This is a genomic window from Streptomyces sp. NPDC006339 (assembly GCF_040612775.1).
Classification (GTDB): Bacteria; Actinomycetota; Actinomycetes; order Streptomycetales; family Streptomycetaceae; genus Streptomyces.
Genome location: NZ_JBEXQW010000021.1, coordinates 72895 through 97732 on the forward strand (window position 1 = coordinate 72895; position 24838 = coordinate 97732).

At 74.1% G+C, this 24838-nt stretch carries 20 protein-coding genes; 13 read left to right on the forward strand and 7 right to left on the reverse strand.

Annotation, left to right across the window (positions count from 1 at the left end):
- The first annotated feature begins 97 nt into the window (after positions 1–97).
- The 3 genes from ABZ135_RS18740 (at position 98) to ABZ135_RS18750 (ending at position 4414) form a co-directional block, all read left to right on the forward strand.
- Positions 98–3388 (forward strand): BTAD domain-containing putative transcriptional regulator, encoded by a 3291-nt coding sequence (locus ABZ135_RS18740; protein WP_356697038.1) that lies wholly within the window; start codon positions 98–100, stop codon positions 3386–3388.
- 225 nt (positions 3389–3613) lie between these two features.
- Positions 3614–3844, forward strand: coding sequence for a hypothetical protein (locus tag ABZ135_RS18745; protein WP_356697040.1), 231 nt, complete (start codon positions 3614–3616; stop codon positions 3842–3844).
- 267 nt (positions 3845–4111) lie between these two features.
- Positions 4112–4414, forward strand: coding sequence for a hypothetical protein (locus tag ABZ135_RS18750; protein ID WP_356697042.1), 303 nt, complete (start codon positions 4112–4114; stop codon positions 4412–4414).
- Here ABZ135_RS18750 and ABZ135_RS18755 read toward each other — a convergent pair.
- Positions 4411–4806, reverse strand: a complete 396-nt coding sequence (locus tag ABZ135_RS18755) for a VOC family protein (protein ID WP_356697044.1) — start codon at positions 4804–4806, stop codon at positions 4411–4413. The two genes, ABZ135_RS18750 and ABZ135_RS18755, sit on opposite strands and share 4 nt — an antisense overlap.
- Positions 4807–5194: 388 nt before the next feature.
- Here ABZ135_RS18755 and ABZ135_RS18760 point away from each other — a divergent pair, with 388 nt between their 5' ends.
- Entirely contained in the window at positions 5195–5653 is a 459-nt protein-coding gene (locus tag ABZ135_RS18760) for a hypothetical protein (RefSeq protein WP_356697046.1), read from the forward strand.
- Positions 5654–5767: 114 nt separating this feature from the next.
- Here the strand turns inward: ABZ135_RS18760 and ABZ135_RS18765 are convergent, their stop codons facing one another.
- Positions 5768–7312, reverse strand: coding sequence for a FadD3 family acyl-CoA ligase (locus ABZ135_RS18765; RefSeq protein ID WP_356697048.1), 1545 nt, complete (start codon positions 7310–7312; stop codon positions 5768–5770).
- A 105-nt stretch (positions 7313–7417) separates the two neighbouring features.
- Here ABZ135_RS18765 and ABZ135_RS18770 point away from each other — a divergent pair, with 105 nt between their 5' ends.
- The 3 genes from ABZ135_RS18770 to ABZ135_RS18780 are packed head-to-tail and all read left to right on the forward strand — an operon-like array spanning position 7418 to position 9771.
- Positions 7418–8560: a lipid-transfer protein gene (locus ABZ135_RS18770; RefSeq protein ID WP_356697050.1), complete on the forward strand. Its 1143-nt coding sequence runs from the start codon at positions 7418–7420 to the stop codon at positions 8558–8560.
- Positions 8561–8566: 6 nt separating this feature from the next.
- Positions 8567–8992, forward strand: a complete 426-nt coding sequence (locus ABZ135_RS18775; protein WP_356697052.1) for an OB-fold domain-containing protein — start codon at positions 8567–8569, stop codon at positions 8990–8992.
- A complete protein-coding gene (locus tag ABZ135_RS18780) occupies positions 8989–9771 on the forward strand; it encodes an enoyl-CoA hydratase/isomerase family protein (RefSeq protein WP_356697053.1) in 783 nt (260 codons plus the stop codon). Before ABZ135_RS18775 ends, ABZ135_RS18780 begins: the two co-directional genes overlap by 4 nt.
- Here the strand turns inward: ABZ135_RS18780 and ABZ135_RS18785 are convergent.
- Positions 9758–10363 (reverse strand): hypothetical protein, encoded by a 606-nt coding sequence (locus ABZ135_RS18785; protein WP_356697055.1) that lies wholly within the window; start codon positions 10361–10363, stop codon positions 9758–9760. The genes ABZ135_RS18780 and ABZ135_RS18785 overlap by 14 nt on opposite strands.
- A 128-nt stretch (positions 10364–10491) precedes the next feature.
- Here ABZ135_RS18785 and ABZ135_RS18790 point away from each other — a divergent pair, with 128 nt between their 5' ends.
- The gene (locus ABZ135_RS18790; protein ID WP_356697057.1) at positions 10492–11205 is read left to right on the forward strand and encodes a hypothetical protein; all 714 of its coding nucleotides are present in this window, start codon (positions 10492–10494) and stop codon (positions 11203–11205) included.
- A 74-nt stretch (positions 11206–11279) separates the two neighbouring features.
- Here ABZ135_RS18790 and ABZ135_RS18795 read toward each other — a convergent pair whose 3' ends face one another.
- Together ABZ135_RS18795 and ABZ135_RS18800 are read right to left on the reverse strand one after the other, a co-directional pair.
- Complete coding sequence (locus ABZ135_RS18795; RefSeq protein WP_356697059.1) at positions 11280–13760, reverse strand: PQQ-binding-like beta-propeller repeat protein; 2481 nt, start codon at positions 13758–13760, stop codon at positions 11280–11282.
- A 136-nt stretch (positions 13761–13896) separates the two neighbouring features.
- On the reverse strand, positions 13897–14751 hold the full coding sequence (locus ABZ135_RS18800; RefSeq protein ID WP_356697061.1) for a VOC family protein: 855 nt from the start codon (positions 14749–14751) through the stop codon (positions 13897–13899).
- Between the two features lie 265 nt (positions 14752–15016).
- Between ABZ135_RS18800 and ABZ135_RS18805 the strand changes: the two genes are divergently transcribed.
- Entirely contained in the window at positions 15017–15664 is a 648-nt protein-coding gene (locus tag ABZ135_RS18805) for a TetR family transcriptional regulator (RefSeq protein WP_356697063.1), read from the forward strand.
- A gap of 105 nt (positions 15665–15769) precedes the next feature.
- Here ABZ135_RS18805 and ABZ135_RS18810 read toward each other — a convergent pair whose 3' ends face one another.
- Together ABZ135_RS18810 and ABZ135_RS18815 are read right to left on the reverse strand one after the other, a co-directional pair.
- Positions 15770–16327: a nitroreductase family deazaflavin-dependent oxidoreductase gene (locus ABZ135_RS18810; protein WP_356697065.1), complete on the reverse strand. Its 558-nt coding sequence runs from the start codon at positions 16325–16327 to the stop codon at positions 15770–15772.
- Positions 16328–17623 (reverse strand): acyl-CoA dehydrogenase family protein, encoded by a 1296-nt coding sequence (locus ABZ135_RS18815; RefSeq protein ID WP_356697066.1) that lies wholly within the window; start codon positions 17621–17623, stop codon positions 16328–16330.
- A 107-nt stretch (positions 17624–17730) separates the two neighbouring features.
- Here ABZ135_RS18815 and ABZ135_RS18820 point away from each other — a divergent pair, with 107 nt between their 5' ends.
- From ABZ135_RS18820 to ABZ135_RS18835, 4 genes are all read left to right on the forward strand, one after another.
- A complete protein-coding gene (locus ABZ135_RS18820) occupies positions 17731–18948 on the forward strand; it encodes an acetyl-CoA acetyltransferase (protein ID WP_356697068.1) in 1218 nt (405 codons plus the stop codon).
- 128 nt (positions 18949–19076) lie between these two features.
- Positions 19077–20333, forward strand: a complete 1257-nt coding sequence (locus tag ABZ135_RS18825) for an FAD-dependent monooxygenase (protein ID WP_356697070.1) — start codon at positions 19077–19079, stop codon at positions 20331–20333.
- Between the two features lie 158 nt (positions 20334–20491).
- Positions 20492–23869: a FlgD immunoglobulin-like domain containing protein gene (locus ABZ135_RS18830; protein WP_356697072.1), complete on the forward strand. Its 3378-nt coding sequence runs from the start codon at positions 20492–20494 to the stop codon at positions 23867–23869.
- Between the two features lie 58 nt (positions 23870–23927).
- Entirely contained in the window at positions 23928–24596 is a 669-nt protein-coding gene (locus tag ABZ135_RS18835) for a pyridoxal 5'-phosphate synthase (RefSeq protein ID WP_356697074.1), read from the forward strand.
- The last annotated feature ends 242 nt before the right edge of the window (positions 24597–24838 follow it).

Below are 24838 nucleotides of genomic sequence, written 5' to 3' on the forward strand. Positions count from 1 at the left end.
GTCACAGCCTGGGAACGGCCGACCCGATGCTGACGCACGCCCTCCGGACAAGGCAGACTGTCTTGGGCGAAACCAGCGGTACGGGCAGGGGGAGCTAATGGACCGTGAGAACGGGCCGCGAGTTCCGGAGCAGCGGACTCCGGCGACGGGTCCCGACGGAACCGGCACCGGGCCGGCCGACGACCCGCGCTCCGGCACGACCGGCGGCGGGCGGGGCCCCGCGGGGAACGGGTCCGCGAGGAAGGGCTTCGAGGGGAACGGGTCCGCGGGACACCGGGCCGCGGGGAACAGGTCCGCGGGGAACGGGGCCACGAGGACCTCGCGGGGCGGGAGCGCCGGGGCCGCCGGCACCGACACCGGCACCAGTGGCCGCACCGGCACCAGTGGCCGCACCGGCACCGGCACCGGCGACCCCACCGACCCCACCGACCCCACCGGCACCGGCACCGGCGACCCCACCGACCCCACCGACCCCACCGGCAACGGCTCCCACCTCCGCTTCCGGGTGCTCGGCCCCGTACGCGCCGCCCGCGGCGACCAGGCACTGCCCACCGGGTCGCCCCAGCAGCGCGCCCTGCTCGCCGCGCTGCTCCTGCGCGACGGGCGGACCGCCACCGCCGCCGAGCTCATCGACGCCATCTGGGGCGAGGAACCGCCCTCCCAGGCCCTGGCCGCCGTCCGTACGTACGCCTCCCGGCTGCGCAAGGCCCTCGACCCCGGCGTCCTGGTCAGCGACTCCGGCGGCTACGCCATCCGCACCGGCCGCGCCGGTCTCGCCCTCGACCTCACCACCGCCCAGGAGCTCGCCGCCGAGGCCGAGAAGCTGCGCGCCGCCGGACGGCGCGGCGACGCCCGCGACCGCCTGAACGACGCCCTCGCCCTGTGGGACGGCGAGGCCCTGGCCTCCGTCCCCGGGCCGTACGCCGAGAACCAGCGCACCCGCCTGGAGGAGTGGCGGCTCCAGCTCCTGGAGACCCGGCTCGACCTCGACCTGGAGGTCGGGGCCCATGCCGAGGCCGTCTCCGAGCTGACCGCGCTGACGGCGGCGCACCCGCTGCGCGAGCGGCTCCGCGAGCTGCTGATGCTGGCCTTGTACCGGTCCGGCCGGCAGGCGGAGGCGCTCGCCGTCTACGCCGACACGCGCCGCCTGCTCGCCGACGAGCTCGGCGTCGACCCCACGCCCGAGCTGTCCCGGCTCCAGCAGCGCATCCTCCAGGCCGACGCCGAGCTCGCCCGCCCCGTCGAGGAGCAGGCCCCGGCCGCCGCGCCGGTGGCCCGGCCCGCCCAACTGCCGGCGACCGTGCCGGACTTCACGGGCCGGAGCGCGTTCGTACGGGAGCTGGGCGACCGGCTCGCGACCGCGGAGGGTTCCGTGATGGCGGTCTCGGCCCTCGCCGGCATCGGCGGCGTCGGCAAGACCACCCTGGCCGTGCACGTCGCCCACGAGGCGCGGCCGCACTTCCCCGACGGCCAGCTCTACGTGGACCTCCAGGGCGCGGGGTCCCGGGCGGCGGCGCCCGAGACCGTCCTGGGCGCCTTCCTGCGCGCCCTCGGCACGCCCGACTCGGCGATCCCGGACTCGCTCGACGAGCGGGCCGCGCTCTACCGCTCCACGCTCGACGGCCGCCGGGTCCTGGTGCTCCTGGACAACGCGCGGGACGCCGCCCAGATCCGCCCGCTGCTGCCCGGCACGGCCGGGTGCGCGGCCCTGGTGACCAGCCGTATCCGCATGGTCGACCTGGCCGGGGCGCACCTCGTGGACCTGGACGTCATGTCGCCCGAGGAGGCGCTCCAGTTGTTCACCCGGATCGTCGGCGAGGAGCGGGTGCGGGCGGAGCGGGAGGCGGCGCTCGACGTGGTCGCCGCGTGCGGGTTCCTGCCGCTCGCCATCCGGATCGCGGCGTCCCGGCTGGCGGCGCGCCGCACGTGGACGGTCTCCGTCCTCGCGGCCAAGCTGGCCGACGAGCGGCGCCGCCTGGACGAGCTGCAGGCCGGTGACCTGGCCGTCAAGGCGACCTTCGAACTCGGCTACGGCCAGTTGGAGCCGGCCCAGGCCCGCGCCTTCCGCCTGCTGGGCCTCGCGGACGGCCCGGACATCTCCCTGGCGGCGGCCGCGGCGGTCCTGGACCTCCCGGAGTGGGAGACCGAGGACCTCCTGGAGGCCCTGGTCGACACCTCGCTGCTCGAATCCGCCGCCCCGGGCCGCTACCGCTACCACGACCTGGTCCGGCTCTACGCGCGTGCGTGCGCGGAACGGGACGAACAGCCGCCGGTGGAACGGGAGCTGGCGCTGTCCCGGCTGCTCGACTTCTACCTGTCGACGGCGAGCCGCGTCTACGCCATCGAGCGCCCCGGCGACCGCCTGGTCGACCACCTGGAGCCCACCCACTACGAGGGCCTCACCTTCACCGACCGCCACGCGGCCCAGGACTGGCTCTACGCCGAGGCCAACTGCCTCCTCGCCTGCGTCCGCCAGTCCGCCACGAACCCGTCCACCCTGCGCCGCGCGGTGGACCTGCTGTGGGCGGCGCTGGACCTCGCGGAGTCCGGTGCCAACTCCAAGGAGTACGAGGCGGTGGCGGCGGGCCTCCGGGAGGCGGCGCGGGGCGCGGGGGACATGCGGGCGGAGGGCCGGGCGTCGATCACGCTGGCGTACGTGCACCACGTCTCGGGCCGGTTCGACCAGGCCGACGGGGAGGCCCGGGAGGCCATGCGCCTCGCCAACGGCGTCGGCGACCGGCTCCCCCATTGCTGGGCCGCCAACACCCTCGGGGTGATGGCGGTCTACCGCAATCGGTACGAGGAGGGCGAGGACTTCCTCAACGAGGCGATCGAGGCGTTCCGGGACTGCCAGGACGGTCCCGGTGAGGCCAGCGCGCTGTGCAACCTCTCGCGCATCCACCTCCTGACCGGCCGGACCGCCAGCGCGGTCTCCCTGGCCCGCCGGGGCGCGGACATGTACGACCGCATGGGACACGCCCTGAAGGGCGCCAACGGCCGGTACGCCATGGGAGTCGCCCTCACGCAGAGCGGTCAGCTCGCGGAGGCGTCCACGAGCCTGAGCGAAGCGCTCGAGGTCTTCCGGGACAGCCGCCAGCGGCTCTGGGAGGGGATGACGCTGTTCCGTATCGCCGAGGTGGACGTCGCCGCACGCCGGTACGCCCAGGCGGCCTCCAGTGCCGAGATGGCACTCACGGTGCTGCGGGACATCGGCGGCGAGTGGCGCCGGGGCAACGTCCTGACGGTGCTGGGTCACGCCCTGACCGGCATAGGGCAGGTGGGCCGCGCCCAGGTCTGCTGGCGGGAGGCCCTGGAGATCTACGACGGGCTGGGCTCCCCCGAAGCCGGAGAGGTGCGCGCCCTGCTGCGCCCGGTCGCCGCCGCCTGACGGTCCGACCGCCCCGGCTTGGGCGTTCATCATTCGTTTATCGCCGCCCGCCATGCTCATCTCATCGATCCGTCGCGTCGGGGGGCAGACGGGTCGCCGGTGAGGCCGTCGCTCCGACGCACTAGGGTGAACGGCCCTGCACAGGGGGCCCGTCCGGCCGCCCACGGGGGAGCAGCCGGGCGGGCCTCGACGACCTATCTGACAGCGTCACAACGGGAGATTGCGATGAGCGACGAGTCGACCATCAAGCCGACGAACATCCACGTCACGGGCGAGCCGGCGCTGGCCGACGTCGAGGCGAAGAACATCCACGTCACCGACGAGCCGGTCACCGACGCGATCGCCGAGAAGATCGGCATCAAGAACATTCACGTCACCGGCGAACCGACGGCCGACGGCAGCGGGGCGGCCGCCCCGCTGGGCAACATCCACGTCACCACGGAGCCGGCCAAGTAGACCGCACCACACGGGGACGGTTCCGGCGACGCCATCGGGGGAGTCGCCGGGGCCGGGCGGGGCCGTACGGTACGCGGGGCTCGGGGGACGCCCGAGGGATCCGGGGGGAGCCCCTGGGGCAGGGCCCACGCGTACCGCACAGGCCCACACAGGAGGGGCCGGGCCGAGCCGCCCGGCCCCTCCGGCCTGTCCCCCGCACGCCCCTACGGTCCTGCCGACCGGCGGAACCTCCGTACCGAGCCAGGAGCGAGCGATACCTTGCATGACGTGGACATACCGGAGTGGTTCGCGTGGGTCGCCCTCGGCCTGATCGTCCTGCAGGCCCTCGCCGTCGTACCCCTCGCCCGCCGGATGCGCGGGCCCGACCCCGCCGTGCGGTCCAAGGCGCGACTCGACCTGCTGGACGCCGTCGGCTCGACGCTGATGTTCGTCGGCCTGCTGCTGAGCCTGCTCGTGGCGGAATCCCTGTACTGGATCGCTCTCGCCGGCTTCGTGCTCACGGCTGGTGTCCTCGCCGTGAAGGGCCTCCGCCTGCTCCGCGCCCGTCGCCGCCCCACCGCCGGCTCCTAGACCTCGGCGTTCTCCACGTCCTGCGGGTACCAGCGCAGTTCGACCGTGTTGCCGTCCGGGTCCTTGACGTAGACGGACTGGGCCGAGCCGCGGGCGCCCCAGCGGGGGACGGGGCCCTCCAGGACGTCGAAGGTGCCGGAGTCGATGACCTCCTGCCAGTCGAGGGGGTCCACGACCAGGCAGATGTGGTCCACGTTGGACTCGCCGCGGGGGCGGGAGAAGAGGTCGATGACCGTGCTCTCATCGATGCGGACGGAGGGGAACGGCACCTTGCCGGCGCGCCACTCCTCCACCCGCTCGGGGGCGAGACCCAGGGGGCCGGTGTAGAAGTCCAGGGCGCGGTCGACGTCGGTCACGTTGAGGACCAGGTGGTCGAAGGCTTTGACGCGCATGTGGGGCGGCACCTTTCCGGGGCTGGGGGACGGCTCGGTCGACGTCCCGTTCAGGTGATCACGTACGCCCGGGAATGATCAAGATCCCCGACGCGTTCGGATCGCGCCAGGGCGACCTGACGGATTCGGCCAACCGGTCTCGCAACGGCGTTCGACGTGGGTGATGATCGATCACGTCCGGCACGGCAGGCGGTGGGGACCGCGGGTCGTGCGGGGCGAGGCACGCCACGCGCGCGCAGGGGGGAGGGCCCGGGCCGACGATGTCGGTCCGGGCCCTTTGCGTGCCGGGCGCCCTCGTACGAGCGGGGCGTGCGCCCCTGCCACACCATCGGGGGACGTCCCCCCGCTTCCCCGCCGCCGGCCGCGCGCCGCTTCTAGCGTCGGCGGCATGGACCAGGGGACCAGGGGGGTCGTCGACCAGGCCGCGCTGTGGTCGGCCTCGCTCGCCGCGGTGATCACGCTGTCGCTGGGCGAAGGGCGGTACGACTGGCTGAGCTTCGCGCTCGGAGTGACGCTGGCGCTCCAGATCGCCGTCTTCTACCGGCCGACCCGCCACGCGCCGGACGACCGCGCCCAACGGGCCGTCGCGGCGGCCGGGTTCGGCGCGGTGGGCGGCCTGGTGGCCACCATGGTGCTGGCGTGGCCCGTGCAGACGGCCGTCGGGACGCCGCGCCTGTGCCACCGGTTGCACGCGGCCGGCGAGATGGACCTCGCTGACTGCGCCGGCGAGGCCGCCTACCCCTGGCTGGGCGTGGTGTGGCTGGCGTCCGCGCTCACGCTCGCCTGCTGGCACGGGGTGAGGATGGTCGACCGGCCGGCGTCGCCGGAGCCCACCGGCGGCTCCTGACCCCCACGGCCGACGCCCCGCGCCCCGCCGCCCACCGGCGGCTCCTGACTCCCACGGCCGGCGCCCCGCGCCCCGCCGCCCGCACGCCCCGCCGCCCGTACGCCCCCTCCCCCGCTAGCGGCCCCGCAGCGCCCCCTTCACCACCTTCCCGCTCGCGTTCCTCGGCAGCTCCGTCACGAACTCGACCTCCCTCGGGACCTTGTAGTTGGCCATCTCGCGGCGCGACCAGGCGATCAGGTCGTCGGCCGTGAGGCCCGAGCCGGGGCGGCGGACCGCGAATGCCTTGCCGACCTCGCCGAGCCGGGGGTCCGGGACGCCGATGACGGCGACGTCGGCGATGTCGGGGTGGAGGCCGAGGAGCTGTTCGATCTCCGCGGGGTAGGCGTTGAAGCCGCCGACGATGAACATGTCCTTGATCCGGTCGGTGATCCGCAGGTTGCCCGCCTCGTCCAGGACGCCCACGTCGCCGGTGTGCAGCCAGCCGTCTCCGTCGATCGCCTCCGCCGTCGCCGCCTCGTCCTCGAAGTAGCCGCGCATCACGTGGAAGCCCCGCACCAGGATCTCGCCCGAGGCGGAGAGGCGGACCTCGGTGCCGGGGATCGCGCGGCCGGACGTCGTCGCGATCACCTCGGCCGGGTCGCCCCGGCGGCACATGGTGACGATGCCGCTCGCCTCGGAGAGGCCGTACGCCGTGAGGACCGTGCCCACGCCGAGTTCCGACCGCAGCCGCTCGACCAGACGGAGCGGCACGACCGCCGCCCCGGTGACGACGAGCCGGAGGCTGGACAGGTCGTACGCGGCGCGGGACGGGTGGTCGAGGAGCGCCTGGTGCAGGGTGGGCGGGCCGGGCAGGACGGAGATGCGTTCGGAGGTGATGTGGGCGAGCACGGTGTCCACGTTGAAGACGGGCTGCGGGACCATCACCGCGCCGCGTTGCAGGCAGGCGATGACGCCGGCCTTGTAGCCGAAGGTGTGGAAGAAGGGGTTCACGATCAGATAGCGGTCGTCCTCGCGCAGGCCGGCGAGCTCGCTCCACACCGCGTAGCAGCGCAGGGTCTGTTCATGGGTGATGACCGCGCCCTTGGGGCGGCCCGTGGTGCCCGAGGTGTAGATGATGTCCGAGGGGTCCGACGGTGCCACGGTGGCGGCCCGGGCCCGCACCTCCTCCGCCTCGATGCCGTTCCCCTCCGAGAGGAACGATTTCCAGGTCGTGTAGGCCGGGTCGTCCGGCACCGTGTCGCTGAACACCACCACCCGGCGCAGGTCCGGCAGTTCCACGCCCGCGCGGCGCAGCGACGCCACGTACGAGGTGCCCAGGAAGGTGCCGGTGACGAAGAGCAGCCGGGCCCGGGAGCGGGCCAGGACGTCCGCCGCCTCCGTGCCCTTGAAGCGGGTGTTCAGCGGGACGAGGACCGCGCCCGCCGTGACCGCGCCGAGCGCGGAGACGATCCAGTCGAGGGTGTTGGGCGCCCAGATCGCCACCCGGTCCCCCGCGCGTACGCCGTCGGCGAGGCACGCGGCCGCCGCCCGTTCGACGCGGGCGCCCAGCTCCGCGTACGAGACGCGGGCGCGGCCCTCCACGACCGCCTCGCGCTCCCCGTACCGCGCCGCCGCCCAGCGCACCAACTCCGGTATCGAGCCCCACTCCACAGCGCCCACCCCTCCCGCAGTCCGCGCACACCAGTTAGCTGACTATCCGTCAGATTAGCGGTAGCCTGACGCGCTGTCAGCAGCCGGCCGAAGTCAGCGATCGGGGAGGTCGCCGTGCTCAAGGACGCCACGGCCATCGTCGGGATAGGCCAGACACCCTTCGCCAAGCACCTCCCGGAGAGCGAGAAGACCCTCGCCTGCCGGGCGATCCTCGCCGCCCTCGACGACGCCGGCATCGCGCCCTCCGAGGTCGACGCCTTCGCCTCGTACACGATGGAGGAGACCGACGAGGTCGAGGTCGCCAAGGCCATCGGCGCCGGCGACGTCACCTTCTTCTCCAAGGTCGGCTACGGCGGCGGCGGTTCCTGCGCCACCGTCGGACACCTCGCCGCCGCCGTCGCCACCGGACAGGCAGGCGTCGGCGTCGCCTGGCGCTCCCGCAAGCGCGGCTCGGGCCCCCGCCCCTGGAAGAACACGGCCGTCCAGCTCCCCACCCCCGGCCAGTGGACCCGCCCCTTCGGGCTGCTCCGGCCCGCCGACGAGATCGGCATGCTCGCCCGCCGCTACATGCACGAGTACGGCGCCACCCGCGACCACCTCTTCAACGTCGCCCTCGCCTGCCGCAACCGGGCCAACCAGAACCCGGCCGCGATCATGTACGACCGCCCGCTGACCCGCGAGATGTACATGACCTCCCGCTGGATCAGCGAACCCCTCTGCCTCTTCGACAACTGCCTGGAGACCGACGGGGCACTGGCCTGCGTGATCGTCTCCGCCGAACGGGCCCGCGACTGCCGCCACCGCCCCGTCTACGTCCACGCCGCCGCCCAGGGCCTGCCCGCCCAGCACCACGGCATGGTCAACTACTGGAACGACGACCCGCTGTCCGGACCCGCCTGGACCGCCGCCCGCCACCTGTGGAAGCAGGCCGACTTCGGCCCCGCCGACGTCGACGTCGCCCAGATCTACGACGCCTTCACCCCCCTCGTCCCGCTCTCCCTGGAGGGCTACGGCTTCTGCGGCCGGGGCGAGGGCGGCGCGTTCACCGAGGGCGGCGCCCTGGAGATCGGCGGGCGGCTGCCCCTCAACACCGGCGGCGGCGGGCTGAGCGAGGCGTACGTCCACGGCTTCAACCTCATCACCGAAGGCGTCAAACAGCTCCGCGGCACCTCCACCGCCCAGGTGCCCGGCGCCGCCACCTGCCTCGTCACCGCCGGCGAGAGCGTCCCCACGTCGGCCGTCCTGCTGAGGAGTTGATCCGCCATGCTGACCCCCGTCGTCGACGAGGACGGCTCGCCCTTCTGGGAGTACGCCGCCCGGGGCGAGCTGCGCGTCCAGGCGTGCGCGGCCTGCGGGGAGCCGCGCTTCCCGCCCCGCCCCTGCTGCCCCCACTGCCGGTCCTTCGACAGCGAGTGGCGCCCGATGTCCGGCCGCGGCCGCATCTGGTCCTTCGTCGTCCCGCACCCCCCGCTGCTGCCCGACTACGCCGCCCAGGCCCCCTACAACGCGGTCCTCGTCGAACTCGCCGACGCCCCCCGCATCCGCCTCGCCGGCAACGTCGTCAGCGCCCCCGGCGCCCCCCTGAACTCCGTCGACCCGGCCCGGCTGCGCATCGGCGCCGCCGTGCGGGTCGCCTTCGCCGAGATCGACGGCGTCACCGTGCCCCGCTGGCTCCTGGAGCGCGGATGACGGTCGCGGTCGAGCGGGACGAGGAGACCGGGGTCGCCGTCGTCACCCTCGACCGGGCCGAGCGGCACAACGCGATCACCCTGGAGATGGCCCGGGCGCTGGGCGAGGTGTGGCGGGGGTTCCGCCACGAGGACGAGGTCCGGGCGATCGTCGTCACCGGGGCCGGCGGGCGCGCCTTCTGCACCGGGATCGACCGGGAGGACGCCGGACGGGTGCCGCAGCCCTCCTCCCCGTACACGATCGACGACCCGCTCCTCACCATCGGTCCCAAGGCCAACGACCTGTGGAAACCGGTGATCGCGGCCGTCGAGGGCATGGCCTGCGGCGGCGCCTTCTACCTCCTCGGGGAGGCCGAGTTCCTGATCGCGGGTGAGGGCGCCGCGTTCTTCGACCCGCACACCGCCTACGGCATGGTCAGCGCCTTCGAGACCGTCCACATGGCCCAGCGGATGCCGTTCGGCGAGGTCGCCCGGATGGCGCTGATGGGGACCGCCGAGCGGATCTCGGCCCGGCGCGCGTACGAGACGGGGCTGGTCAGCGAGCTGACCCCGCGCGGCGGGGCGCTGGCCGCGGCCCGCGGGGCGGCGGCCGAGATCGCCGCCTGCCCGACGGAGGCCGTGCAGGGCACCGTACGGGCCCTGTGGTCGGTCAAGGAGGCCGCCCGCGCCCAGGCGCTCGCCCACGCCCCGCACCTGGTGGCGCTCGGGAACCTGCCGCCGGAGCGGCAGGCGGAGCTCTTCGCCGGGAGAGGAAGGAGGAAGGGGTTCAGGACGCGCTAGCGGTGGCACCCGGGGCGGAGGGGGTCGACGGGGCGGGGGTGGTCGGCTCGAGCTCGCGGACGTCGTAGACGTAGCAGTCCTTCACCTGGCCGACGGCCTTCGGCTTCCGCATCCGGACGTCGAAGGACTTCGACGCGTTGCCGTCGACCGAGACCACGGTCTCGGCCCGGTCCACCGCCGAGCCGCCCGTCCCCTTGAACTCCAGGACCACCTTGTACGTCTTCGGGTACGCGCTCCGCGAGGTGATCTTCAGCGTGGCGGTGGTGTCCGCCTTGCGGGCCGGCTTGCCCTTGCGCTTCTTCTGCGCGGGCTCGACGCAGTCGACGACGAGGACCTCGACGTCCGAGGTGGGGGACGACGTCGGCGAGGGCGTGTACGAGGAGCCGTTGCCCGAGTCGCCGGAGGTGCCCCCCTCGTAGTCGTAGTCGTCGTTCTTCTTCTCGGAGCTGGAGCAGCCGCCGCCATCGCCGCTGCTCCTGCTCTTGCCCGACTTGCCGCTGCCGCCCTTGCCGTTCACGCTCGTCTGGAAGCCGGTCAGGGCGAGGACCACCACCGTGAGCGTCGCCGCCAGCTTGAGCCTGGTGCGGACCATGAGAACCCCGCCCCTTCCTCTCGTTTCGCCGTGTGCGCGTCACCCTAGCGCCGGGCCGCCGCCGCGTGGCGGGGGCCCCTGACCCGGCGTAGCGTCGAGACGAGAGCCGGAGCCAAGGAGGCCGAACGATGATCCGCAACGTCGTCGGTGCGGTCCTGGCGCTCGCCGGAGCGACGGCCGCCGTCTGGAGCCCCTTCCGTGCCTGGTACGACGGCCGTCACGGGCGCGACTACGCGATCGACGAACTCTTCACCGGTGTCACCGACGCCAAGGCGGAGATCATCGGTTCGATCCTCCTGCCGTTCGCCTTCGCCGCGCTGCTCACCCTGGTCGGGATCGTGCTGCGCTCCCGCGTCCTCGTCGCCGTCGCGGGCGTCGTCGTGCTCGGCTTCACCATCCTGTGGATGGTCCGGGTCGGGCAGGTCGAGGACGGTCTCTCCGTCGGGTCCGACGGGCGGGGCCTCGGCGACGGCGTCGCGACCGCCCTGGGCGGCGGGGTACTGCTGCTCGTCGCCGCGCTCCTGATGTCCGGCCGCGGCCGCCGCCACGAGACCCGCGTGGACGGTCCCACCGACCGGGAGTACGGCGGGCACGAGGGACGGGCCGGGTACGACGGACGGGCCGGGAACGACGAGGGGCGGACGGCCGGATACGACGAGGGGCGGGCGACCGGGTACGACGAGGGGCGGGCCGGGCACGAGGGGCGGGCCGGATACGAGGGGCGGGCCGGATACGAGGGGCGCGAGGGCGCGCCGCCCCCGACCGCGCCGCCGCCGTCCTCGGACGTCCCCTGGGACCCGGGCCGCGACGAGAAGCCGCCGCCCCCGGAGCACCGGGCCTGAGGGGGACCTGGACGAGGCTGGGGCTGACCGGGACCGGGCCTCGGGCCTGAGCCGGGCGGCCGCAGGGGCGCCTGCTACGCGCCCCGGTTCGTCGCCGTGCCCTTCACCGCGTCCAGCGCGTACACGCAGCGGTCCTTGCTGCACGCGTACACGACACCGTTCCTCGCCACCGGCGAACCGGTGATCTCGCCGCCCGTCGCGAGCTTCCAGCGGAGCTGGCCGCCGCTCGCGTCGAGGGTGTAGAGGACGTGGTCGGCCGAGCCGAAGTGCACGCGGCCGTCGGCGACGACCGGGGAGCCGATCAGTTCGCCGCCCGCCGCGAACCGCCACTTCGGGGTGCCGGTGACCGCGTCCAGGGTGTAGAGCGCGCTGCCGCTGCCGACGTGGATGTTGCCCGCGGCGACGAGCACCGGCTCCACCGACTGGCGGGGCTCGGTCGCGATCCGCCAGCGGTCCTTGCCGGTGGTCGCGTCGATCGCGTACACCGTGCCCAGGTGGTCGGCGAGGTAGACCCCGCCGCCGGTCACCGCCGGCCCCGGCGCGAAGGCGGGCGGCGAGAGGAAGACGGCCGGCGCCTCGAAGTGCCAGCGGACGTGTCCGCTCGCGATGTCGACGGACAGCACGCGGGTGCCGGCCGCCACGTACACACAGCCGTCCTCGGCCGCGGCGACCCGCACCGGCACATGGGCGCAGGAGCCGGCGTCGCCGATGGGGTACGACCAGCGCTCCACGCCCGTGCGGGCGTCCAGCGCCTGGAGCCGGGCGTCCCGCCACACGTACACGGTGTCGCCGTGCACGGCGGGGCCGCCCTCGGGCGTCTCGAAGTCGCACTGGGCGCCGGTGATCTCCCACAGCTTGGCCCCGTTGGACGCCTCCCACGCCTGCACGCCGCCGCCGCGGGTGCCGGTGACGACGGTGCCGCGTTCCACCTGAAGGGAGTACACCCAGGCGTCCGTGTGCAGCCGCCAGCGCTCGCTGCCGTCGAGGGCGTCGAGCGCGTAGAGGGTGGGCCCGTCGGAGGCGTGGATACGGCCGCCGGCCACCGCCATCGACCAGGCCACGTCCCGGGTCTTGAACTGGCGCCGGCCGCTCGCCGTGTCCAGGGCGTGTACCTCGAAAGAGGTGACGTAGAGCAGGTCGCCGTCGACGACCGGGGTGCCCCACACGTCGTTGGACATCCGGAAGCGCCAGGGCCGCCAGTGGCCGGGCGCGGGCGCGTCCGGCGGGGACGGCGGCTGCTGTGCCTCGGGGGCGCGGGCCGGGCCGGGCAGCGGGCGGGAGCCGGGCGGCGGGCCCGGCTCGGCGCCGTGCGGGCCGCCGCCGGGCGGGCGGATCCAGCCGGTGGCGGTGCCGGCCGCGGCGCCCGGGGCCAGGGCGACGGCGGCGCGGGTGTCGGCGACCCGGGGGCCGGGGCCGATCGGCACGGCGGCGCCGGCCAGCCGTACGGGACCGGCGGCGTCCGGCACGGACTCGGCGACGGAGGACGGCGAGGCGGAGGAGGGAGAGGAGACGGGGGAAGCGGGGGCAGCCGGGGCCGCCGGGGAAGGACCGGCGGCGGGACCGGCGTGCCGGCCGCCGCCGCGCGGGTCACCGCCCCAGTCCGCGGGCTCGCGCGGCGGGCGCGGCGGCATCGGCGGGGCGGCCGGGGCCGGCGGAGTGGGCCGCCCGCCGCGCCGGGCCTCGATCATGGCCGTGGCGCGCTGCGGCAGCCAGGCCGCGGCCGTACCGCTGTCGTCCTCGCCGGAGCCGAAGAGGTGCGGGGCGAGCTGCGCCTGGAGGTCGGCCGGGGTGGGGCGCTTGGCGACGTCCATCTGCATGCAGGACTCGATGAGCGGCCGCAGTTCGTCGGGCAGCCCTTCGAGGTCGGGACGCTCCCGGAGCAGCATGAAGACGGTCTCGACGGGGTTGGCACCGTGGTACGGGGCGTGCCCGGTGGCGGCGAAGACCAGCATCGAGCCGAGCGAGAACACGTCGCTGGCGCCCGTGACGCTGCGCGAGTCGCGGGCCTGCTCGGGGGACATGTAGGCCGGGGTGCCGACGGCGACATTGGTCATGGTCAGGCGCGTGTTGGACACGCCGGACGCGATGCCGAAGTCGATCACCCGGGGGCCGTCCTCGACGACGAGGACGTTGGAGGGCTTGAGGTCGCGGTGGACGAGGCCGGCGCCGTGGATGGACTGCAGGGCCTCGGCGACGCCGGCCGCGAGCCAGCGCACCGCCTGGGCCGGGAGCGGCCCGCACTCGTTCACTATCTCTTCGAGGGAGGGCGCGGGGACGTAGGCGGTGGCGAGCCACGGCACGGCGGCGCGCGGGTCGGCGTCGACGACGGCCGCGGTGTAGAAGCCCGAGACCGCCCGGGCGGCCTCCACCTCACGGGTGAAGCGGACGCGGAACAACTGGTCCTCGGCGAGCTCCGTCCGCACGGTCTTGATCGCCACGCGCCGCCCGGACGCCGAGCGCGCGAGATAGACGAGCCCCATTCCGCCCGCACCGAGCCGGCCCAGCACCTCGAAGGGCCCGATCCTTCTCGGGTCGTGCTGCGTCAGCTGCTCCACTTGCCTGCCACCTCCCCGTAGGGCCATGAGGGTACGGCCCCGTGGCCCCTGATTGTTCCTGTCCGGGGCGGTGGTTGCGAACCCGGGGGCGGATCGGGGTGTCACAGGTCATATCGGAAGGGCCGGAAGGATCGATTCAGCGCTCGCGGGTGGACTCCCCCGGCTCGGCGGCCGCCTCGGGGGACCGCTCGGAGGACCGCTCGGGGGTCCGCTCGTCCGCCGGCTCGGCCAGGACCGCGAAGCGGGCGCCCTGGTTGTCGTGGAGGACGGCGATGCGGCCGTGGGGGGTGTCGAAGGGGTCGATGGCGACGCGGCCGCCGAGGCGTACGGCGGTGGCGCAGGTCTCGTCGCAGTCGCGGACGGCGAAGTAGACGAGGACGTGGCCCGGCATCTCGGCGGGGAAGTCGTCGGAGATGACGGCCCGGCCGCCGAAGGCGGTGTCGTCGCCGGGGCGGGAGCCGGGCGGGGACCAGACGCGGTAGTCGAAGCCGCTGTCGCGGCCCTCCTCGGCGGGGTCGGCCTGGCGGCCGAGCCAGCCGAAGACGGAGGCGTAGAAGGTGTCGACCGCCTCGGGCTCCCGGGTGTAGACCTCCATCCAGCAGAAGGCGCCGGGCTCGTTCGTGAGCTCGAAGCCGTCGTCGTCGCCGGACTGGCGCAGGCCGAAGACGGCGCCGCCGGGGTCGGAGGCGAGGGCCAGGACGCCGAAGGGGCCGACGGGATAGGGGTCCATCACCATCCGGCCGCCGGCCGCCCTGACGCGGGCGGCGGTGGTCCCGGCGTCGTCGGTGGCGAGGTAGACGGTCCAGGTGGTCGGCATCCGGCCGTCGCGCTTGGGCAGCAGCCCGGCGACGCGGCGGCCCCGGAGCAGCGCCTCGTCGCGGTCGGGGTCGAAGCGCCAGCCGAGGAGCTCGCCGTAGAAGCGCTTGCCCGCCTCGAGGTCGGGAAGCTGCGCGTCCACCCAGCACGGGGTGCCCTGTGTGCGTACGGCCATGGCTCCAGAATGGGGTCCGGCGCACCGTTCCGCACCCCCCGAATTCGAACATATACGCCTTTAGGGGGGCGGGAGCCCTTGTCCCGCCTGGGTTGTCCACCGAAGTTGTCCACAGGCTGTTAATAAGCCCATCGGGGCTCGCAGGGGCTCACCGAGAGCCGGCCAAGGGCTCGGCAGGGGCGCTGTCAGGGGCGCTGTCAGGGGGGTGCACCCCATTTGCAGTCGGCCGAATCGCGCGCCGATCACCCCTCGGTAAGCTGACGGCATGACAGGACAAGTACGCACCGTCGACGGCCGCGTGGCCGGACGACGCGGCCAGGCGACGCGGCAGAAGCTGCTCGACTGCCTCGGCGAGATGCTCAGCTCCTCGCCTTACCGGGACGTCAAGGTCATCGACGTGGCCCGGAAGGCGGGTACTTCACCCGCGACGTTCTACCAGTACTTCCCTGACGTCGAGGGCGCCGTCCTCGAGATCGCGGAGGAAATGGCCAAGGAGGGCGCGGGATTGACCGATCTGGTCTCCGGACGCGCCTGGGTCGGCAAGGCCGGCTGGCAGACCTCCGAGGAACTGGTCGAGGGATTCCTGGACTTCTGGCGCAAGCACGACGCGATCCTGAGGGTGGTGGACCTCGGGGCCGCGGAGGGCGACAAGCGCTTCTACAAGATCCGTATGAAGATCCTGAACTCGGTCACCAACTCCCTCACGGACGCGGTGAAGGAGCTCCAGTCGAAGGGCAAGGTCGACAAGGACGTCAGCCCGGCGGCCATGGCGGGCTCGCTGGTGGCGATGCTGGCCGCGGTCGCCGGCCACCAGAAGGGCTTCCAGACCTGGGGCGTGAAGCAGGCCGAACTCAAGCCCAACCTGGCCCTGTTGGTGCATCTGGGAATCACGGGGAAGAAGCCGACGAAGTAGTCCCCGCGAGCCCCTGGCTCCTTCACCCGTCCTGTCGCGCCGGCGGCGGTCCCGTATCCCGTACGGGAGACCGCCGCCGGCGTTTTCGTGTTCCGCCCGCCCCCGCTACGGCAGCCTGCTCAGCCGGAAGAGCCGGATCTCCCGCTCGACCCGGGCCTGGTACGTGGCGTACGGCGGCCAGAACGCCAGCGCCGTCCGCCACGCCTCGGCCCGCTCCTCCCCGGCGAGCGGCCGGGCCCGTACGGGGAAGCTCTCGCCGCGCCAGCTCACCTCGGCCTCCGGGTGGGCGAGCAGGTTGGCGGTCCAGGCCGGGTGCCCCGGACGGCCGAAATTGGAGCCGACGAGCAGCCAGGTCCCGCCGGGCTCCGGCACGCAGGCGAGCGGCGTGACGCGCGGCTGCCCGGTCCTGGCGCCCCGGGCGGTCAGGACCAGACCCGGCAGCATGCGGGCGCTCGGCAGCACCCTGCCCCGGGTGAGCCGGTGGACGGCCCGGTCCAGGGCGGGGACGACGTGCGGGGCGACCCTGGCGAAGGCGCGGGTGGCGGAGACCTTCCGCACCAGGCGCAGCGCGATCGGCGCCTTGGGCGCCTCGCGGGCCTTTCCCGCTGTCTCCGGCTCCCTCGGCTCCCTCGGCGCCCTCGGCTCCCTCGGCGTTCGCGGCATCTAGGCCACCTCCCCGGGGACCGGGCCGTCGAAGAGTCCGGCCCGCGCGGCCGCGTGGGCGCGCAGGCGCGGGGCGGGGCCGAAGAGGAGCTCGTCGGCGGCGGCCCGCTTGAAGTAGAGGTGGGCGTCGTGTTCCCAGGTGATGCCGAGGCCGCCGTGGAGCTGGACGGTCTCGGCGGCGGCGGCGCGCTGGGCCTCCAGTGCCTGGGCGAGGGCGAGGGAGGCGGAGACGCCGTCCTGATCACCGGCGGCGCAGAGGGTGAGGGAGCGGGCGGACTCGATCTGGACGAGCAGGTCGGCGAGGCGGTGTTTGACCGCCTGGAAGGACCCGATGGGCCGGCCGAACTGCTCGCGGGTGAGGACGTGTTCGACGGTGCGGTCGAGGGCGCCGCGGGCGGCTCCGACCGCCTCGGCGGCGAGCATCACGGCCGCGTCCCGCCCGGTGGCGGCGAGAGCGGCGAGGGCGTCGCGGGGGACGACGGGGGCGCCGGCCTCGGTGCCGTCGACGGCGTTTGCGGCCGCTGCGGCATCGGCGGCATCGGCGGCATCGGCGGCATCGACGGAATCGACCGGGTCCTCGCCGAGCAGTTCCCCTTCCGTGTCCCGGAGTTGGACGGTGGCCTGGGAGCGGGTGCTGTCGAGGGTGGTCGCGCGGTGCCGTACGAGGCCGCGGGCGTCCGCCCGTACCAGGAAGAGCAGGGTGCGGCTGCGCGGGAAGCCGCCGGTGTGCGCGGCGACCAGGAGGAGTCCGGCGCTGTGGCCGTCGAGGACGTGGTCGGCCTGCCCGTAGAGCGACCAGTGCGCGCCGCCGGGCGGCCGGGTGGCCTGGACGCCGCCGGAGCGGCCGCCTCCGGCCCAGGGTTCGGCGGCGTTGTCGCCGGTGAGGCCGAGGGCGAGCGGGAGGGAGCCGCCGGGGAGGGCGAGGGCGCAGGTCAGGGTGCCGTCGGCGATCCGGGGCAGGAGTCCGGCGCGCTGCCGGGCGGTGCCGAGGGCGGCGATCAGGGGGGCGGCGAGGACGCCGGTGGCGAGCAGCGGGGAGGGCAGCAGGACGCGGCCGGCCTCCTCGCAGGCGAGGGCGAGTTCGGCGGGGCCGCAGCCGACTCCCCCGTACTCCTCGGGCAGGGCGAGCCCGGGCAGCCCGAGGGTGCCGGCCAGGGCGGCCCAGAGCGCTGTGTCGTAGCCCTCGGGGGTGGTGACGGCGGCGCGGATCGCGGCCGGTCCGGCGCGCCGGGCGAGGAGTTCGCGCAGGGTGCGGCGGATCTCCTGCTGTTCTTCGGTGACGGCGGCGGTACGCATGGGTCTCCCCTCCGTATCTGACGGGGCGTCATGCTAGGCCCGCGCGGGGCGGATGCACAGCCCGACGGAGCCTTCCGATCCCGCTGATCTGATGTACCGTCAGATTCATGTCCACCACCCCACGGGACCGCCGATCGCCCTCACCCCCACCCCCACCCTCGCCCTCGCCCTCGCCCTCGCGCCGGCGTCGCGTCGCGGTCGTCGGTGTCTCCCTCTCCGACTGCGGCCGGGTCGACGAGGCCACCCCCTACACCCTGCACGCCCAGGCCGCCCGGCGCGCCCTCGCGGACAGCGGACTCGACCGCTCCGTCGTCGACGGCCTCGCCTCGGCGAGCCTCGGCACCCTCGCCCCGGTCGAGGTCGCCGAGTATCTGGGGCTGCGCCCCCGCTGGGTGGACTCCACCGCCGTCGGCGGCGCCACCTGGGAGGTCATGGCCGCGCACGCCGCCGACGCGATCGCCGCCGGCCGTGCGAACGCCGTCCTGCTCGTCTACGGCTCCACCGCGCGCGCCGACATCCGGGCCGGGCGGCGCACCGGCAACCTCTCCTTCGGCGCGCGCGGCCCGCTGCAGTTCGAGGTGCCGTACGGGCACAGCCTGATCGCCAAGTACGCGATGGCGGCCCGCCGCCATATGCACGCGTACGGCACGACCCTGGAGCAGCTCGCCGAGGTGGCGGTCCAGGCGCGGGCCCACGCGGCGCTGAATCCGGAGGCGATGTTCCGGGACCCGATCACGGTCGACGACGTGCTCGGCGGCCCGATGATCGCGGACCCGTTCACCAAGCTGCACTGCTGCGTCCGCAGCGACGGGGGGTGCGCGGTGCTGCTCGCGGCCGAGGAGTACGTGCCCGACACCGCCAAGGCGCCGGTATGGGTGCTGGGCACGGGCGAGTACGTCTCGCACACCTCGATGTCGGAGTGGGAGGACTTCACGGTCTCCCCGGCGGCGGTCAGCGGCCGGCTCGCCTTCGAGCGGGCGGGGGTGCGCCCCGAGGACGTCGAACTCGCCGAGGTCTACGACGCGTTCACGTACATGACGCTGGTGACCCTGGAGGATCTGGGCTTCTGCGCCAAGGGCGAGGGCGGCGCGTTCTTCGCGGAGAAGGACCGCCTGCCGGTGAACACGGACGGCGGCGGCCTCTCGGCCTGCCACCCCGGGATGCGCGGTCTGTTCCTGCTGGTCGAGGCGGTGCGGCAACTGCGCGGCGAGGCCCCGGGCCTTCAGGTCCGGCGCCCGGACGGCGCGCTGCCGGAGCTGGCGGTGGCGTCGGGGACGGGGGGCTGGTTCTGCTCCTCGGGGACGGTGGTGCTGGGCCGGGGCTGAGGCGGGGACGGGCGGGGTGCCCGCAAAACAGCTATACAAGCGTCATAGACAGTCGTCTAGGACGTCCGTATAGTCGCCTGTGCGGGGCCGGAGAGCCGCCGCGCCCACCCACGACGAGGAGTCCCGCCATGACGCGCCCGCCGCACACGCCCGTGAACCGGACGGTCCTCATCTCCGGCGCCTCCGTCGCCGGCCCCGCCCTGGCCCTCCAGCTCCGCCGCCACGGCTTCACCCCCACCGTCGTCGAGCGCGCCCCCGCCCTGCGCACCGGCGGCTACAAGGTCGACCTCCGCGGCACCGCGATCGAGGTCTGCCGCCGGATGGGGATCCTCGACGCGGTCCGCGCCCACTCCACGGACATGCGCGGCGGTTCGTACGTCGACGCCGACGGCCGCACCATCGGCGAACTGCCCGCCGACATCTTCGGCGGCCGGGTCGACGGGGACGACGAGATCATGCGCGGCGAACTCGCCCGCATCCTGTACGAGCGGACGCGCGACGACGTCGAGTACCTCTTCGACGACTCCGTCGCCGCCCTGCACGACGACGGCGACGGCGTCGACGTCACCTTCGAGAGCGGCACCCGGCGCCGCTTCGACCTGGTGGTCGGCGCGGACGGGATGCACTCCCGCACCCGGCGCCTCGTCTTCGGCGAGGAGCGGCGGTTCACGCGCCACCTGGGCGCGTACATCTCGATCTTCACCGCCCCCGACCTCCTGGGCCTGGAGCGCTGGGAGACGTACCACGCCCTGCCCGGCAAGCTGGTGTGCGTCTACAGCTCGGCCGGCGAGACCGACGCGAAGAACCTCTTCGTCTTCCGCTCACCTGGGGAACTCCCCTACCACCACCGGGACTTCGCGGCCCAGAAGCGTCTGCTCGCCGACGCGTTCGCGGGCGACGGCTGGGAGATCCCCCGGCTGCTCGGCCACGCCGCCGACGCCGGCGACTTCTACCTCGACTCCATCGGCCTGATCGAGATGGACCGCTGGTCGCGCGGCCGCGTCGTCCTCCTCGGCGACGCCGCCCACTGCACCTCCCCCGCCTCCGGCCAGGGCACCGGCCTCGCCCTCACCGGCGCGTACGTCCTGGCCGGCGAACTCGCGGCGGCCGAGGGCGACCACCGCGTGGCGTTCGAGGAGTACGAGGGCGTGATGCGGCCGGGAGTCGAGCAGAACCAGCGGATGGCCGAGGGCTTCGTGAAGGAGATGACCCTCGACACGAGGTGGAAGATCGCCCTGCGCATGTTCATGGTGCGGACGCTGCCGAAGACCCCCTGGAAGAACCTGATCGCGAAGAAGATCCGCGACGACATCCAGAAGGCGGCCAACGCGGTGCGGTTGAAGGAGTACGAGGCGTCCGGAACGCGCCGGACGAGCGCCGCTTGAACGAGTTCGAAACCGCCTGTCCCTGCGGAGGGGCCGCTGTTACGATCAGGCCCTCAGACAGGCGGTGCGGTACGGGAAGCGCCGAGGGGGACGCGCGGGGCACGCGCGAACGACGGCCACCCGACCTCCGCCTGATCGGTCTTTCGGAGGGGAATTCCTTGTACGGACCCGCACGCGTCCGCGCGCACACGCGCGGAGCGATCGCGGTCGCGACCGCCGTCGGCATCACGGCCGGCCTCGCCACCGCACTCACCACCACCCCGGCCGTCGCCGCCGACGCACCGACGGCCTCCGACGAGGTCGTGATCCCGAACCTGGGTCGCGAGATGCCGCGGTACGACACCATGAAGCACGCCGGCTCGACCGGTTACGCCCACGAGCTCGAAGGCTCCGGGACGGTCTGGACGGACTACGCGACCGGCGCGCACACCCCGATCACCGCCGCCCAGGCCGACGGCCACTCGGGCCTCTACGCCACCATCGGCACCGAGCCCCTCGACCAGCCGCGCACGGTCACCGTCCACCGGCTGGGCTCGGACGCGAAGACGTCCGTCACGATCCCCGGCGGCCAGGTGTGGTCCCGGACCTACAACGCCGACACCGCCCTCGCCTACACCCAGGACGCGACCGGGCTGACCTCGCTCACCCTCTACGGCGCGGCCGAGGACGGTACGACCACCGCCCGGCCGATCACCGACGTCCCCAAGGGCGGTCAGGTCGCCGTCCTGAAGCAGGACCTGCGCGGCGCCATCCTCCGGATCCGGCCGCTGGCCGACGGCACGGGCGGCGGCACCTTCCTGCTCGACTACGCGACCGGCACCCTGAAGCAACTGCCGGCCGGCATGGGCCTCACCGGCTGGTTCGTCCTCGGGGACCGGCACGTCGTGTCCTACCCCGGCAACGGTGGCCCGCTGAGCTCCGTACCCCGCGACAACCCGACGGCCCAGCCGGTGCAGACCGTCCTCCCGGCACGCGTGGGCAATGAGGGCCCGGGCGTCTCCTTCGCGGTCACCGGCGACACCGTCGTCTACCAGCGGAGCCTGCTCTACCCGGAGAACGGCCGCCTGGCCGGCCACGCGCTCCGGGCCATCGCCCTCGGCGGCGGCACGCCCACCGAGCTCCTGAAGCACGCCAAGCAGGGCAGCTTCGCCATCGCGCCCGACGGCGGCGTCCTCGTCCCCGGCGGCACCAGCGCCACCGACTGGGCCGTGCACCGGATCACGGCCGGCGCCGACGGCACTCCCGCCGTCGCCCGTCTGCACGAGATTCCCGTCGTTCCGCGCGCGATCGAGTACCTCGCCCTGGGCGGTGGACGGTTGAGCCAGATCACCCGGCGGGGCGAGTGGCAGGACCTCCACGACGTCGACACCGACCTGACCTCCGGCACTCCCACGGCAACCGCGCCGAAGCGGCGGTTCTCCTTCGTGGTCAACCCGGTCACCGGCCTCGCCTCGCTCGGCGACGGGGACTCGGTGGCCCTCTGGGGCACCACTCTCGGCGCGCCCATCGAGACGAACTCGTACAAGGGCTTCGGACTGCCCGGCGCCGAGACCGTCGTGGACGCGGCGGGACGCTACGTCGTGGCCAAGGCCGGCAGCACCACCTACGTCGGCGACCTCGAGAACTACAGCGCCGACAACCCCGACGTCCTGCTCACCCTGCAGAACACCCCCGCCGCCGTGTGGGGCACCAAGGCATGGAAGCCCGCCGGGACCGCCTCGGCCTCCGACCTGGTGCACGCGTACGACCTGAAGACCAAGGCGACCTCGCCCTCCGTGGACCTCGGCTCCGGGTGCCGCCCCACCGACCTGCGTGCCGTGGGCCGCTGGCTGTACTGGGCCTGCGGGGCGACCAAGGCCGGCGTCTACGACCAGACGCTGAAGAAGAGCGTCCCGGTCCCGACCGGTGAGGCGCTGCTCGGCGACGGCTTCGTCGTCCGCCACGAGGGGGACAAGCTGAAGTTCACCGACGCGCTCACCGGGACGACCAGGGACCTCGCGGACCTGCCGGCCTCGGCGTCCGGCTCGGGCCGCGGGACGACCTGGACCGTGGACAAGTTCGGCGCGAACGTCGCGTACGTCGACGCCGACCGGAACATCCACGTCAAGCGCGTCCCGGTCGCCGCGCAGCCGTTCACCCGGACCGACGACGGCGACCGGTACGGCGGCCCCCTGGCGGTCCGCGCGCGGATGTCGCGCGCCGTCGGCGCCTGGACCGCGGAGATCAAGAACACGGCCGGCCGCACCGTGCGCATCTACCGGGGCGCCACCGGCACGGCCGCGGGCGTCGGCTTCGCGTGGGACGGACGGGACGAGCTGGGCCGCGGAGTCGAGGGCGGCAGGTACACGTACGTCCTGAACGCTCAGCCCAAGGACGGCGCCGGTACGGGGCAGCGCCTCACCGGCACGCTCGACGCCTGGGACAACCGGCTCACGACGCTGCCGGGCACGTTCCGCCCCCTGACGCCCACGCGGCTGATGGACACCCGCACCGGCCTCGGCGTGCCGAAGGCCAGGGTCGGCGCCGGCAAGACGGTCACCCTGAAGGTCACCGGCTCCGGAGGCGTCCCCGCGACCGGTGTCACGGCGGTGGTCCTCAACGTCACCGCGGTCAACCCGACCACGGCGGGCTTCATCTCGGTGTATCCCTCCGGCACGAACCGGACCTCGGCGTCGAATCTCAACTTCACCGCCGGGCGGACCGTCCCCAACTCGGTCGTCGTCCCGGTCGTCGACGGGAAGATCCACTTCTACAACAGCGGCGGTTCCACCGACCTGCTCGCCGACGTCGCCGGCTACTACCAGGAGGGCACCGGCGGCTCCGCGTACAAGCCGGTCACGCCCAGCCGCCTGCTGGACACCCGCTCCGGTCTGGGCGCGCCGAAGGCGAAGGTGGGCGAGCGCGGCACGGTCACCCTCACCGTGCCGGACGCCTCGGCCAAGGCCGTCGTCCTCAACGTGACCGCGACCAACGCCACCAAGGCGAGCTACGTGTCGGTCCAGCCGTACGGCGCGCCGCGCGCCGCGGTGTCGAACCTGAACGTCACGGCCGGACGGACGGTGGCCAACCATGTCGTCGTGCCGGTCGTGGACGGCAAGGTGACGTTCTACAACAACGCGGGCACGGTCGACCTGATCGCGGACGTGGCCGGCTACTTCACCGAGGGAGCGGCCGGGACGTTCACCGCCATGCAGCCGTTCCGGGCGCTCGACACCCGCTTCTACCTCCCCACACCGCCCGAGAAGATCGGTGCCGGGCAGACCCGGACCCTGTGGGTCGGCGGCCAGAGCATCGTCCCGGGCAACGCCACGGCCGTCGTCGTGAACGTGACGGTCACCAACCCCACGGCGTCCGGTTACGTCTCCGTCTACCCGTACGGGGCTCCGCGCCCGGCCGTGTCGAGCGTCAACTTCACCGCCGGCCAGACGGTCGCCAACCTGATCGTCGTGCCCGTGAAGGACGGTCAAGTGACCCTCTACAACCACTCCGGCACGGTCGACGTGATCGCCGACGTCTTCGGCTACTACACCGGCTGACCGCCCGACCCGGCGCCGATACCGCGCCACCCCGCCGCAGGGCCTCATGATGGACGCCATGGACGACGAACGGCGTTTTCAGGAGGCCCTGCGGTCCGTGCGGGTCTGGGACACCGAGCTGCCCGGTTTCGATCCGGCGGACGTGCCGGAGGAGCCGGTCGCGCTCTTCCACGCGTGGTTCGCCGAGGCGGTGGCGGCCGGCGTGGTGGAGCCGAGCACGATGGCGGTGGCGACGGCGGACGCGGACGGGCGGCCGGACGTGCGGACGGTGATCCTGCACGACGTGGACGCCCGCGGCTGGCACTTCGCCTCGCACGCGGGCAGCGCCAAGGGCCGCCAGCTCGCCGCCCGGCCCGAGGCGGCGCTCCACTTCTACTGGGCGGCGCAGGGCCGCCAGGTCCGGGTGCGGGGGCGGGTGGTCACCGCGACGCCGGAGGAGGCGTACGCGGATCTGCACGCCCGGACGACCGGCGCCCTCGCCTCGGCGCTGGTCAGCCGGCAGAGCGAGCTGCTCGGCTCGCTCGACGAGCTGGACCGGGCGAGCGCGGCGGCGTGGGAACGGGCCCGGAAGGACCCGGAGGCGCACGCGCCGAGCTGGACGCTGTACGTGGTGGAGCCCGCGGAGGTGGAGTTCTTCCAGGGCGATCAGGACCGCCGCCACGTACGGCTCCGCTACCGGCGGTCGCCGCAGGGCACCGACTGGGTCCGCGAGCTGCTCTGGCCGTAGGCGTGTCGTACGAGAGCCAGGGGGCCTGCCGATGCGCAGGCCCCCTGGCCGTTCCGGGCCCCGGGCCCGAGGCCCGAGGCCCGAGGCCCGAGGCCCGAGGCGTACCCAAGCCCAGGCCCCAGGCGCCGACCCCAGGCCCGCAGCCCCCGCCCGGGGCCCAGGCCCCAGGCCCCATGCCCCCAGCCCCGGGCCCGAGGCCAGACCCCAGGCCCCAGGCCCCATGCCCCCCCACGGGGCCCCGG

What these genes read in the sequence shown, in the direction of transcription:
- ABZ135_RS18745 (WP_356697040.1), top strand. Translation starts at nt 3,614, where the DNA reads ATGAGCGACGAGTCGACCATCAAGCCGACGAACATCCACGTCACGGGC.
- ABZ135_RS18825 (WP_356697070.1), top strand. Translation starts at nt 19,077, where the DNA reads ATGACGCGCCCGCCGCACACGCCCGTGAACCGGACGGTCCTCATCTCC.
- ABZ135_RS18775 (WP_356697052.1), top strand. Translation starts at nt 8,567, where the DNA reads ATGCTGACCCCCGTCGTCGACGAGGACGGCTCGCCCTTCTGGGAGTAC.
- ABZ135_RS18800 (WP_356697061.1), bottom strand. Translation starts at nt 14,751, where the DNA reads ATGGCCGTACGCACACAGGGCACCCCGTGCTGGGTGGACGCGCAGCTT.
- ABZ135_RS18820 (WP_356697068.1), top strand. Translation starts at nt 17,731, where the DNA reads ATGTCCACCACCCCACGGGACCGCCGATCGCCCTCACCCCCACCCCCA.
- ABZ135_RS18835 (WP_356697074.1), top strand. Translation starts at nt 23,928, where the DNA reads ATGGACGACGAACGGCGTTTTCAGGAGGCCCTGCGGTCCGTGCGGGTC.
- ABZ135_RS18780 (WP_356697053.1), top strand. Translation starts at nt 8,989, where the DNA reads ATGACGGTCGCGGTCGAGCGGGACGAGGAGACCGGGGTCGCCGTCGTC.
- ABZ135_RS18790 (WP_356697057.1), top strand. Translation starts at nt 10,492, where the DNA reads ATGATCCGCAACGTCGTCGGTGCGGTCCTGGCGCTCGCCGGAGCGACG.
- ABZ135_RS18785 (WP_356697055.1), bottom strand. Translation starts at nt 10,363, where the DNA reads ATGGTCCGCACCAGGCTCAAGCTGGCGGCGACGCTCACGGTGGTGGTC.
- ABZ135_RS18740 (WP_356697038.1), top strand. Translation starts at nt 98, where the DNA reads ATGGACCGTGAGAACGGGCCGCGAGTTCCGGAGCAGCGGACTCCGGCG.
- ABZ135_RS18815 (WP_356697066.1), bottom strand. Translation starts at nt 17,623, where the DNA reads ATGCGTACCGCCGCCGTCACCGAAGAACAGCAGGAGATCCGCCGCACC.
- ABZ135_RS18755 (WP_356697044.1), bottom strand. Translation starts at nt 4,806, where the DNA reads ATGCGCGTCAAAGCCTTCGACCACCTGGTCCTCAACGTGACCGACGTC.
- ABZ135_RS18805 (WP_356697063.1), top strand. Translation starts at nt 15,017, where the DNA reads ATGACAGGACAAGTACGCACCGTCGACGGCCGCGTGGCCGGACGACGC.
- ABZ135_RS18760 (WP_356697046.1), top strand. Translation starts at nt 5,195, where the DNA reads ATGGACCAGGGGACCAGGGGGGTCGTCGACCAGGCCGCGCTGTGGTCG.
- ABZ135_RS18810 (WP_356697065.1), bottom strand. Translation starts at nt 16,327, where the DNA reads ATGCCGCGAACGCCGAGGGAGCCGAGGGCGCCGAGGGAGCCGAGGGAG.